Below are 11411 nucleotides of genomic sequence, written 5' to 3' on the forward strand. Positions count from 1 at the left end.
TTATGTCACTTCATTATCTTAAAGCGTAATAATCCCTGCTTTTATGTCATTATCAATAGCATCTAGTAGCAATGAAACATCAAATTTATCCATATCATCGCCCCCTTCTGTACCAAGAAATTCAGTGGTAAATAGCTGCACTGCCTTATCGCTATTTGGCCCCCACATGATATTGTTGTCATATTTTTTAATATGCCGTCTATTATTGTAGATACAATATTGCCTTACATTATATAAGGTTGCGAGATGTACAATCGCAGTATCCACAGTAATGACAATATCGGCGGAACAAACAAGCGCAAATGAATTTGCAGCATCTTTAAATGGCGATAGCGTAACATTTTCTAAATGCTGGCAATCTATCTTTTTCCCCATATTAAAAACAATAGTATAAAAACCGGGGATTGAATTTAGGTGTTCCAATACTGTATTAATTTGTTGTTGCGATAATATGCGATTTTTCTGTGAACCAAATGGATTAAAGATTACAATATTTGTGTATTTCTGCTTGAGTGTAGCCGCTAATTTATAAGGCTCGGGATATTGATTTTCATCCAAATTTAAATTTGCAGTATAATGGCTGCTATCGATTTGAAGTAAATCCAATACTTTAATCATCCGCTGAGTAACATGAACATCTCGAGTATCAATAATATTCGTATCAAAATTTGATATCTCTAATTGATTGAATCCTATCGCATGTTTTGGTTTGATCAAAAATAATGTTCTTAATCGGTGCATGCTAGTTGTATCAATATCAAAAAAATCAATGACTAAATCTAGTTTTAATTTTTTTAACTCGCGATGCATCGCGCCATTTTTCTTATTGTGATAACTAAAGAATTTATCGACCTCAATAATGTCCTTAAATATCGGTTCTAGTCGTTCTGGTGCAATAACATAAACTTGCATGCCTTTATCTTTTAATCTTTTGATAAAACCTGAGGTGACAATCGAATCACCAATGGCTTGTTTATGCATTAATAGACAAACGCTCTTAATTTCGTCAGGCTTGAGTTCACTTTTTTTGCGAAAAAATGCCTTAAAATAAAGAAGCTTTATTTTTGATTTTACTCTTCTTAAGTATCTATTTTTGCTTCTATTAAAATGCCTTAGCGTTGCAAGAATTCCCATTTATTTACCTTGTAAAATCATTCGCGCAATTTATTATATAATGTCTATATCCATTGAAAAATAAAGCACTTATCAAGTTTTTCCAGCATTTAACTCTCAAACAACAGTAAGGTCAAGCCGACTTTCTTGATATACAATTAATATGACTCTCTCAACGAGAGAAGTATAACACCTATCATCTAGCAACTATTTGTTTGTCGATCTCTCATGCTGTCGTCAGTGCGTAGAAATGCTATTATAAATCCTAATTCGTATTCTTTTTGTTCTTAACTCATTGAGGTATGCCCGATGATTATTGTCACTGGCGGCGCTGGTTTTATTGGCAGCAACATAGTAAAAGCACTGAATGACGCAGGTCGTACAGATATTCTGGTTGTAGATAATCTAAAAGATGGTACTAAGTTTGCCAACCTTGCTGACCTCGATATTGCTGACTACATTGATAAAGAAGAATTCATTGTTAGCATCATTGCTGGTGATGATTTTGGCGATATTGATGCTGTGTTCCATGAAGGTGCCTGCTCCTCCACAACTGAGTGGGATGGTAAGTATATGATGGATAACAACTATCAATATTCAAAAGAGTTACTACATTTTTGTTTAGAACGTGGTATTCCATTCCTTTATGCTTCTTCCGCTGCAACCTATGGCGGCCGCAGTGATAACTTCATTGAAGCACGTGAATTTGAAAAACCATTAAACGTTTATGGTTATTCTAAATTTCAGTTCGACCAATATGTGCGCAGTATTTTGCCTGAAGCTGAATCTCAAGTCTGTGGTTTTCGTTACTTCAATGTTTACGGTCCGCGAGAAAATCATAAAGGCAGCATGGCAAGCGTCGCCTTTCACCTCAATAACCAAATTAATGATGGTAATAATCCGAAGTTATTTGAAGGAAGTGAAGACTTCCGTCGCGACTTTATTTATGTGGGTGATGTTGCGGCCGTTAACTTATGGTTCTGGCAAAATAATATTTCGGGGATCTTTAACTGCGGTACTGGCAATGCGGAATCATTCCAAGCTGTCGCAGATGCAGTGATCCAATTCCATCAGGATAAAAATGTTTCAGTTGAATACATTCCATTCCCGGAAAAATTGAAAGGCCGCTACCAAAGCTTTACTCAAGCAGACCTAACCAAACTAAGAGAAGCTGGTTATACCGCACCATTTAAAACTGTTGCGGAAGGAGTTACTGAGTATATGCAATGGCTCAATAAAGAAGATTAATACAAATTTTATGAAAATATTGGTGATCGGCCCCTCTTGGGTAGGGGATATGATGATGTCACAGAGCCTTTATCGCACATTAAAGGCACAATATCCTCAAGCTCAAATTGATGTGATGGCGCCACAATGGTGCCGTCCACTTTTAGCGAAAATGCCAGAGGTCAATAAGGCGATCCCAATGCCACTTGGGCATGGTGCGCTGCAAATTGGGGAACGACGTCAGCTAGGTATCAGTTTACGCAAAGAAAACTACGATCAGGCGATTGTTCTTCCTAATTCGTTCAAATCCGCATTAGTGCCTTTTTTTGCCAATATTAAAAAGAGAACGGGCTGGCGTGGCGAGATGCGCTACGGGCTGCTTAATGATATTCGCACTTTAGATAAAACCGCTTTCCCACTGATGGTTCAACGCTATGTTGCCCTTGCTTATGATAAACAAAACATTCATAGCGCAGCAGATATTCCATCACCGATTTTATGGCCCAAATTAGTTATTCATCAACAAGATATTTATGATGCGCTCAACGCATTTGATATTGATGACACCCGCCCAACCATCGGCTTTTGTCCCGGTGCAGAATTTGGCCCAGCAAAACGTTGGCCTCATTATCACTATGCCGCACTCGCTGAGCAGCTAATTAATGAAAAAGGCTATCAAATTTTATTGTTTGGCTCACAAAAAGATGATGAAACAAGCGAGAATATCCGCCAAAACTTACCGGAGAATATCCGTTCACATTGCATCAACCTTGCAGGCAAAACCTCTTTAGAACAAGCCGTTAATTTGATTGGCTATTGCCAAGCAATTGTCAGTAATGACTCTGGATTAATGCATGTTGCTGCCGCACTGGATAAACCATTGGTTGCCCTTTATGGCCCAAGTAGCCCTGATTTCACGCCACCTTTATCCAATAAAGCGGAAGTGATTAGGCTAATTAGCGGCTACCATAAAGTTCGTCAAGGGGATGGCGAAAGTGGTTATCACCAAAGTTTAATTGATATTCAGCCTCAATTAGTCATTGAAGCATTAGATCGCTTACAGATAGGTGCTGATTAATGCGTGTATTATTAGTGAAAACATCATCAATGGGAGATGTTCTCCATTCATTGCCAGCCTTAACTGATGCCAAACACGCTTTACCGGATATTCAATTTGATTGGGTAGTTGAAGAAAATTTTGCACAGATCCCAACATGGCATAACGCAGTCAATCACGTTATTCCCGTTGCGATTAGACGTTGGCGAAAAAATTGGTTTAGTGCGCCGATCAGAGCCGAACGTGCAGCTTTTCGCGCACAACTACAAGCAACACACTATGATGCAATTATTGATGCACAAGGGTTACTAAAAAGTGCTTTTTTAGTCACTAGACTCGCTCATGGCGCGAAGCATGGCTATGATCGCCATAGTATTCGAGAACCTCTTGCGAGTTTATTTTATGATCATCGTTACCGAGTCAGCAAACAGCAACACGCTGTTGAGCGTATTCGCCAACTATTTGCGGATAGCTTGCATTATAAATGCCCAACACAGAAAGGCGATTATGGCATTGCCCAACACTTTTTATGTTCAACGCCTGAGCAACAAGCACCGTATTTAATTTTTTTGCATTCAACAACGCGTGATGATAAACATTGGCCTGAAAATCATTGGCGTAAGTTAATAGCACTGATGGCACCTACGGGGTTGAGAATTAAACTGCCTTGGGGAACTGAGCATGAACATCAGCGAGCTTTACGACTTGCCGAATGTTTTGATTTTGTTGAAGTGCTTCCTAAATTAACACTTGCCCAAGTTGCCGAACAAATTGCCAATGCGCAGGCTGTAGTTTCTGTAGATACCGGGCTTAGTCATTTAACGGCGGCATTAGATAAAACCAATTTTACGTTGTTTGGCCCAACTGATCCTGGATTAATTGGTGGATATGGCCAAAGGCAACATGAAATAAAATCCATAAATAATTCAATGGAATCTATTACACCAACAGCGGTCTTTGAGCAATTAGCTGACAAAAAGATTGTGTTGGGTAATCAGTAGGGTGAATTATTAAAGAGTAAATGAGGAAAACCCATTTATTGGTTTTCAGCTAGAGACATGAGGCGGCTAATAAACAGCCGCCTTTTGCTAAAAAGTCGATTATTTCTCAGGTGCGATAAAACCAAAACACATTGTTTTTGGCGTTGCATCAGGCTCTGAGCGATAAATCACATCTTCTTTTTCAATCGTAAACTGCGGCCAATATTTACGTACCTTATCAAAATTTTCATGATTGCAATCATCATATTTTTGGCCAAGTAATATTGCACCATGCTGGCGGATCTCTTCCTCTGTAATATCACGGTTATAAATATTTGGTGGCATATGATGCTCCAATGTCCATGGTTGGATTACATGAGGTCTATCTTGAGCATAAATGATAAACCATTGATGCAAGTTATCTTCTCCACCAACATATTTAAGAGGAACACCATAGCGCTGATGCCAACGCTGCTCACCTTCAGCAATCAAGGTTTTTACGCCAATAAACTTTTGCCCCGCACCGCGAATATTTGCCGCTTGTACAATGCAATAGCCCAGCAAAATAACACCACCAAAAATAGCTAAACCAATTAATGGCTTTTTCAGTGATTTTTTCGGCATTACCGTAATGGAACCAATAAATATAGGTGCACACACCGCCATAAAAGGTTGTAGCCATTCAGTAATGCGCCCGCCATCATGGAAAGAGAACCAGACATAAATGACAATCAGTGGAAATAACACCACAAAATTGGCCATACGATTGGCGAGAGCTGTCGGCCAACCTAATTTTCCTCCGCAACTATATAAGATAATTGCCGCTATAATGAGTGGATAAAAAACACTTAAAGCCGCTTCAGTCGTATGCAAATTAAAACCAGGGTCTATTTGCGAATCAACCCATTTAAATGCGGAAAAATCACTTTCCATCAACCAGAAAAAGTTCGGTAAAACAATGGCAAACCAAAGTGCAATCGCAATATAAAAAACAGGATGGCGATAACTTTGACGGACTTGTTTAATAAATAGTGTGAGCAAAAATACCGAGCCAACAAGCGAAAGTGTTGAATATTTACCCATAGTGGCTAGCCCAGAACATAAAGCAAATAATAGCCACCATGCTGGATTACCATACGCAGCGCGTAGGAAAAAATAGATTATCCATGACCAAAAAGTCACTAAAATATAATTATCATTATATGGAATGATATCAAAATTAATCACACCAGATAAATTCAGCATCAGCATTGCAAACCAAGCTAAATCATAACGCTTGGTTAAATAAAAGGCTAAATTCCAAACACCAACCAATCCAAAGCCAATGCCGACAAAGTGAATAAAATACCAATAAAAACTGTAAGAAATACCCAAATGAATAGCGGGCCACATCAACGCTCCCACAAACCATGGGTTCTTTGGTGATCCCCATTCACCATTCATTCCCCAATTAACTGCCTCAACAGCATCATAAGGAACGGTAGGATCTAAATAAAAACCGGCTAAAGTCCATAAAATGGCGTAACTAATGACCCATAAATAAAGATATTTTTTTGATACTACTTGATGAATTGCTGGCATGCTGTTTTAAAATAATTAAGTAAATAAAACCCATAACCTACTAAGCAAGAGAAGTTATATTTAAGCTCAATAGAGTGAATGAAAATTAAATCGGGGATTCTACTATAGTTTATAATGAATAATAAGGAAGTTAGACAATAATTAACGCTTATTGTCATTTCATTCAAGTTTCATATACCAAGAAGATATTCATCATATCTAATATAGTTATAAATCAATTCACTAGAATAAATAATATTGTTCTTTAGTCTTATTTTTATGGCTGATTATCAAACACATCCATATTTGATAATCATTTTTATCTCAATCAACCGTTTTAATCAAAAATCATCTTGCTTAAGGCATCTGGTGAAATGAGTCCAGAAAAAACCAAAACAAAAAGATAACTGTTACTGATTTTTTTTGCCCCTGATACCAGTGCTTGAGTAAAAGAATAAATTTATCTTATTTACAATTATTGCTCTCTTGGCGGTAAATAAGGTTGCAAAAGTTTCAGTAAACGTTGTAATGCGCCTTGGTTTTCATGCAAAACTTCAGCTGCGTGACGCCCATAATATAAACGGTAATCTTCATCAGAAAGTAAACTCGTAACAGCTTTCACCGTTGATTCACTATCAAAAACAGTTATTAAACCATCCGCCTGAGTCAATTTCCCGCATATATCTTTGAAATTAAAAGTATGAGGCCCCATCAAAACCGGTAAAGCGTGTGCCGCAGCTTCCAGTGGATTATGACCGCCAGTTTCAACAAGACTCCCACCAACAAAAGCTAAATCCGCAATTCCATAGAGCAACATCAGTTCTCCCATGGTATCACCGATAACAACCTGTGTATCCGAGGTAGGCATAACGCCTTCGCTTCGACGAATAAACTTTAAGCCCGCTTTTTGTGTGAGTTCTTCTGCTTTAGCAAAACGCTCAGGATGACGAGGCACTAAAATCAATAGCAGATCAGGAAAGCGTTTCAATAACTGCTGATGCGCATCTAAAACAATCGCTTCTTCACCTTCATGCGTGCTAGTTGCAATCCACACAGGGCGATGTGCAGCCCATTGGCGTCGCAAGGTAACTGCACGCACAGCCAGTTCCGGTGTAACTGAAATATCAAATTTCAAACTGCCAGTCACATTCAACTGAACACGTCTTAATCCTAGCTGAATAAACCGCTCTCCATCTTCTTGATGCTGAGACGCTACCATAGTGACATTACGCAGCATACGTTTTACAAAATTCCCTAACTTCTGGTAACCAGCAGCAGAGCGCTCCGATAAACGCGCATTAGCAATGACCAATGGGATTTTACGGCGATGAAGCTGGTTAATCATATTTGGCCACAACTCTGTTTCCATAATAATAACCAGTTTAGGATCAACTTGTTTAAGGAAACGGCGCATTGAGCCAGGGAGATCATAAGGAAGGTAGACATGATACACATCATCACCAAACGCAGAAACTACACGCTCAGACCCAGTCGGCGTCATTGTCGTCACTGTAATTGGCAATGATGGATAATGGTGGCGCAATGCGCGTACAAGAGGAACCGCGGCAAGCGTTTCACCGACAGAAACCGAATGAAGTAAAATGCCACCTGGGGCAACTTTACCGGCACAAAAACCATAACGTTCACCCCAGCGTTTGCGATATGCTGGCGCTTTACGGCTACGCAGCAATAAGCGAACCCATATGAGTGGCTGGATAAGATAAAGAAGTACCTGATATAAACGCAATAACATTCGATCTGATTCACTTACCAAAATTGGCGCTATCTTACCATAATCCTAGAATGAAAGTGTGCAGAATATATGCCTAAAAATCATTGCGCTCTTCATTAAACAAGTCATACCCTTGTTGCAACAACATTTAATAGTCGCTAATGTTGATCCGTTTTAATGATACTTAGCTAAAACGATTATCAACGCACTAATACGTATCGGTTAATTTTCACACAATTTGTATTTTTAGGCGCAGCCCTTAATAACATGAGACATCCCGCTATGACACATAAAGCAATTTACCCTGGCACTTTTGATCCGATAACTTTAGGTCACATTGATATTGTTTCTCGCGCCTCAGCAATGTTTGATCATGTTTTACTCGCGATTGCGAGCAGCCAGCGCAAAAATCCAATGTTCACCCTTAATGAGCGCATCAAACTTGCGCAAGAAGTGACGCAACATTTAGGCAATGTAGAAGTTATCGGGTTTTCTGAGCTTATGGCAAATTTTGCTAAAAAACACGGGGCAAATATTTTAATTCGCGGTGTTCGTTCTGTCGGCGACTTCGAATATGAATGGCAATTAGCAAATATGAATCGCCATTTTGTGCCTGAACTTGAAACGGTATTTTTATTACCGTCACAAAGTCTCTCTTTTGTATCTTCTTCTTTAATAAAAGATGTCGCACTGCATGATGGTGATGTTTCTGCCTTTTTACCCGCAGCCGTCGAACAAGCAATGCTCAAAAAACTCAATAAAATATAAGCGGTGTTCTTTTACCTTAAAACACCTATCCATAATGCCAATCAGTCCTAATCGATTTTTTGGCATTGTGGGCAAAAGAATGTACTGCGCTGTCCTTGCTTAATACTCACAATAAGTGAACCGCAAATTGCGCATGCTTCCCCTTTTTTACCATATACAAATAATTCTTGAGCAAAATAACCCGGTTTTCCATCAGATTGCAGGAAATCTTTTAACGTTGTCCCACCCTGCTCAATCGAACGTTTTAACACCTTTTTAATCTGTTTAACTAGCTCAGTAGCTTGGTCAAACGTTAATGTGTTGGTCATCTTTTCTGGCGAAATACCCGTTACAAATAAAGCTTCATTTGCATAAATGTTACCAACACCAACAACAACTTTGTTATCCATCAACCAAGGCTTAATTGCAATTTTGCGTCTTGCCGCTTGATCAAATAAATATTGAGCATTAAATTCATCGGAAAGTGGCTCAGGACCTAAATGGGCTAATACTGAACTTGTTTTCAAATCATCACACCATAACCAAGCCCCAAAGCGGCGTGGATCAGTATAACGTAGCACTTTACCATCTCGCATCACGAGGTCGACATGATCATGTTTTTCTTCGGGTAACTCTTCCCTTAAAATGCGTAAACTGCCAGACATACCGAGATGAATAATAATCCACCCTGTTTTTAATTCTATTAATAAATACTTAGCGCGACGTTGCACACTGAGAATAACTTCATCAGACAATCGTTTAATTTGCTCTGAAACGGGCCAGCGTAAACGGTCATTACGTACAACTGCATACTGAATAGTATTACCGACTAAATGAGGTTCTATCCCTCTTCGACTTGTTTCAACCTCTGGTAATTCTGGCATAAATTCCCCATATAAATAATGGAATAGTGGTAATTAAAATAAGCTTTAGTGTTTGAGAAAAAAAACTATAATAGACAATAATTAATATTAATGCTCCAAGTTGACAGGGTAAAGAGTATGTTTTTTGAAGAATCAAAAATATTATCTAACAAATTCACCTATGACTATAGTGAGTGTAAGTTAGAAAAATTTAATATAATTTATGGGATTACAGAAAATTTTCTACTTGGCGCAGTCATATCAATGGAATCAATTATAAAAAATAATCCGGATATGTCCTTCAACTTCCATTTTTTTATTGAAAAAATTTCAGCTAATAATTTACATAAATTAGAGCAAACTGCAAAACAATATCAAACAACTATTTCGGTTTCTTTAATTGATAATAATAGCCTCGCTTTTTTACCTGTAACAGAACGCTGGCCATATGCAACATTTTATCGAATTATTGGCTTTGACTTATTATCAGATAAATATGATACCGTACTCTACTTAGATGCTGATGTCATGTGCAAAGGTTCACTATCTGAATTACCCAATATAAGTTTAGATAATTATTATTTAGCCGCAGTTCCTGACTTAAAGGGCTTACAAGATAGGGGTAAAAAATTAAAAATCATTAATGATTCTAAATATTTTAACTCTGGTGTCATGCTTGCTAATTTAAAAGAATGGAAAAAACATGATTTAACAGATAAGTTTTTTACTTCTTTAAGTAATAACCCTAATAATTCATTATTTCCAGATCAAGATATTTTAAATATTATTGCTAGAGATAAAGTGTATTATTTAAACAAGAATTATAATTATCTATATGGCATGGATACTGAAATAAAAGTTAAAAACTTAGATTATTACAAAGACAAACTCACTGATGATGTTAAACTGATTCATTATGTAGGTGTATCTAAGCCATGGCACAGTTGGGTAAATTACCCTTCTGCTAAATTTTTTATCGATATATATAACGATTCTAGCTGGTCAACTGTTCCGTTAGAAAAAGCTAATACACCAAAGCAATTAAAGAAAAAGTCATCACACGAAAGGTTGCAGAAAAAATATATTCTTAGTATTATCAGCCACTTATCATATATTTCAGCAAAAATAAAAAGAAAATTTTAGCCCTTGAAAGCATTACAGGAAATAATATCGACCTGTAATGCTTCTATAGAATTTATCGTTTTAACTTGGTTTTTAGATATCTTAAATAAAATTTAATAGCTAATAGAAATTTTTTGTTATGCCATGCTTCACGACAATATACTCGGTTATCGCTATTTTTCATTTTAGGTGCATAACTGGATAATGTTGTATTTTTCCAAGGAGTGAAGTGTTTATAAAAAACAAAAAGATTTTGAGATAATCCCTTATGTTCTTTATACCAAGGTTTTCTCCCTCCAGTGAAGTGCATAATCTTTGGTGTTGATGACTCAAAATAAAAATAATTTTCTCTCTCATCAAAATCCATCCAAGTGTATAAATAGTTCCATGAACGATCTATTATAACAAGATGATCTTCTATAATTTTATTTAATGCATCTTGATCAGGATAAATCAATGATTCCCAATTTTTACTAATATAATCATTTATTTTATCTTCTGTGTTAAACGCTAACCAATTATTTATATTGATATACATAACACCTGAATTAAAATAAAAATTATTTTTTAATCCTAAACGTTTAGAATTTTTATTCTCTCTACTATGCTTTGTATCAGAAGAGACCGCACATATAGCATTAGAAATATCTATATTGTTTATTCCAGATAAATCAGTAAAGCATAATGTATCAATATCTAAATAAAGAAGATTATCAACTTTTCCATGTAACATTCGTGGAACGAGTAATCTCATGTAAATAGACATATTGAGATGTTTTATCGTAATTTCTTTATCATATTTCTTCATTACCTCTTCATTAATATGATAAAAGAAAATATTAGCATCTATTTGTTGTAGTTTTTTTAAATTCTCTTCTGAAACATTAAATAAAAAAACATGGAAAAACACATCATTTTTAAGGTTATTTAATAGAACAGATATAAGAGATACTGATAGATACTCAACATAATTATTATCAGCACAATACGCAATATCAATCCTGCTCATT

10 protein-coding genes are annotated in these 11411 nt (G+C 36.7%); 5 read left to right on the plus strand and 5 right to left on the minus strand.

Annotation, left to right across the window (positions count from 1 at the left end):
- Positions 1-18: 18 nt before the first annotated feature.
- Positions 19-981, minus strand: a complete 963-nt coding sequence (locus OO7_RS01280) for a glycosyltransferase family 9 protein (RefSeq protein ID WP_008914149.1) — start codon at positions 979-981, stop codon at positions 19-21.
- A 441-nt stretch (positions 982-1422) separates the two neighbouring features.
- Between OO7_RS01280 and rfaD the strand changes: the two genes are divergently transcribed.
- Genes rfaD through rfaC form a run of 3 tightly spaced genes read left to right on the plus strand, consistent with a single transcriptional unit; the run spans position 1423 to position 4398 of the window.
- Complete coding sequence (gene rfaD / locus OO7_RS01285; protein ID WP_008914150.1) at positions 1423-2361, plus strand: ADP-glyceromanno-heptose 6-epimerase; 939 nt, start codon at positions 1423-1425, stop codon at positions 2359-2361.
- A gap of 10 nt (positions 2362-2371) precedes the next feature.
- Entirely contained in the window at positions 2372-3418 is a 1047-nt protein-coding gene (rfaF, locus tag OO7_RS01290; RefSeq protein ID WP_043892622.1) for an ADP-heptose--LPS heptosyltransferase RfaF, read from the plus strand.
- Positions 3418-4398 carry a lipopolysaccharide heptosyltransferase RfaC gene (gene rfaC, locus OO7_RS01295; protein ID WP_008914152.1) on the plus strand — a complete coding sequence of 327 codons (981 nt, stop codon included), beginning with the start codon at positions 3418-3420 and terminating at the stop codon, positions 4396-4398. Before rfaF ends, rfaC begins: the two co-directional genes overlap by 1 nt.
- A gap of 99 nt (positions 4399-4497) precedes the next feature.
- On the opposite strand, the gene OO7_RS01300 is transcribed toward rfaC, so the two are convergent.
- Positions 4498-5958 (minus strand): ArnT family glycosyltransferase, encoded by a 1461-nt coding sequence (locus tag OO7_RS01300; RefSeq protein WP_008914153.1) that lies wholly within the window; start codon positions 5956-5958, stop codon positions 4498-4500.
- A gap of 454 nt (positions 5959-6412) precedes the next feature.
- Positions 6413-7690 carry a lipid IV(A) 3-deoxy-D-manno-octulosonic acid transferase gene (gene waaA / locus OO7_RS01305; RefSeq protein WP_008914154.1) on the minus strand — a complete coding sequence of 426 codons (1278 nt, stop codon included), beginning with the start codon at positions 7688-7690 and terminating at the stop codon, positions 6413-6415.
- A 261-nt stretch (positions 7691-7951) separates the two neighbouring features.
- Between waaA and coaD the strand changes: the two genes are divergently transcribed.
- Positions 7952-8437 (plus strand): pantetheine-phosphate adenylyltransferase, encoded by a 486-nt coding sequence (gene coaD, locus OO7_RS01310; RefSeq protein ID WP_008914155.1) that lies wholly within the window; start codon positions 7952-7954, stop codon positions 8435-8437.
- A gap of 47 nt (positions 8438-8484) precedes the next feature.
- Here coaD and mutM read toward each other — a convergent pair whose 3' ends face one another.
- Positions 8485-9300 carry a bifunctional DNA-formamidopyrimidine glycosylase/DNA-(apurinic or apyrimidinic site) lyase gene (mutM, locus tag OO7_RS01315; protein ID WP_008914156.1) on the minus strand — a complete coding sequence of 272 codons (816 nt, stop codon included), beginning with the start codon at positions 9298-9300 and terminating at the stop codon, positions 8485-8487.
- Between the two features lie 117 nt (positions 9301-9417).
- On the opposite strand from mutM, the gene OO7_RS01320 reads away from it, so the two are divergent.
- Positions 9418-10422: a glycosyltransferase family 8 protein gene (locus OO7_RS01320; protein ID WP_008914157.1), complete on the plus strand. Its 1005-nt coding sequence runs from the start codon at positions 9418-9420 to the stop codon at positions 10420-10422.
- A 52-nt stretch (positions 10423-10474) separates the two neighbouring features.
- Here OO7_RS01320 and OO7_RS01325 read toward each other — a convergent pair whose 3' ends face one another.
- Positions 10475-11410 (minus strand): glycosyltransferase family 8 protein, encoded by a 936-nt coding sequence (locus OO7_RS01325; protein ID WP_008914158.1) that lies wholly within the window; start codon positions 11408-11410, stop codon positions 10475-10477.
- Between the last annotated feature and the right edge of the window lies 1 nt (position 11411).

The sequence above is a fragment of the Providencia sneebia DSM 19967 genome (assembly GCF_000314895.2).
In the GTDB taxonomy this organism is placed as follows: domain Bacteria; phylum Pseudomonadota; class Gammaproteobacteria; order Enterobacterales; family Enterobacteriaceae; genus Providencia; species Providencia sneebia.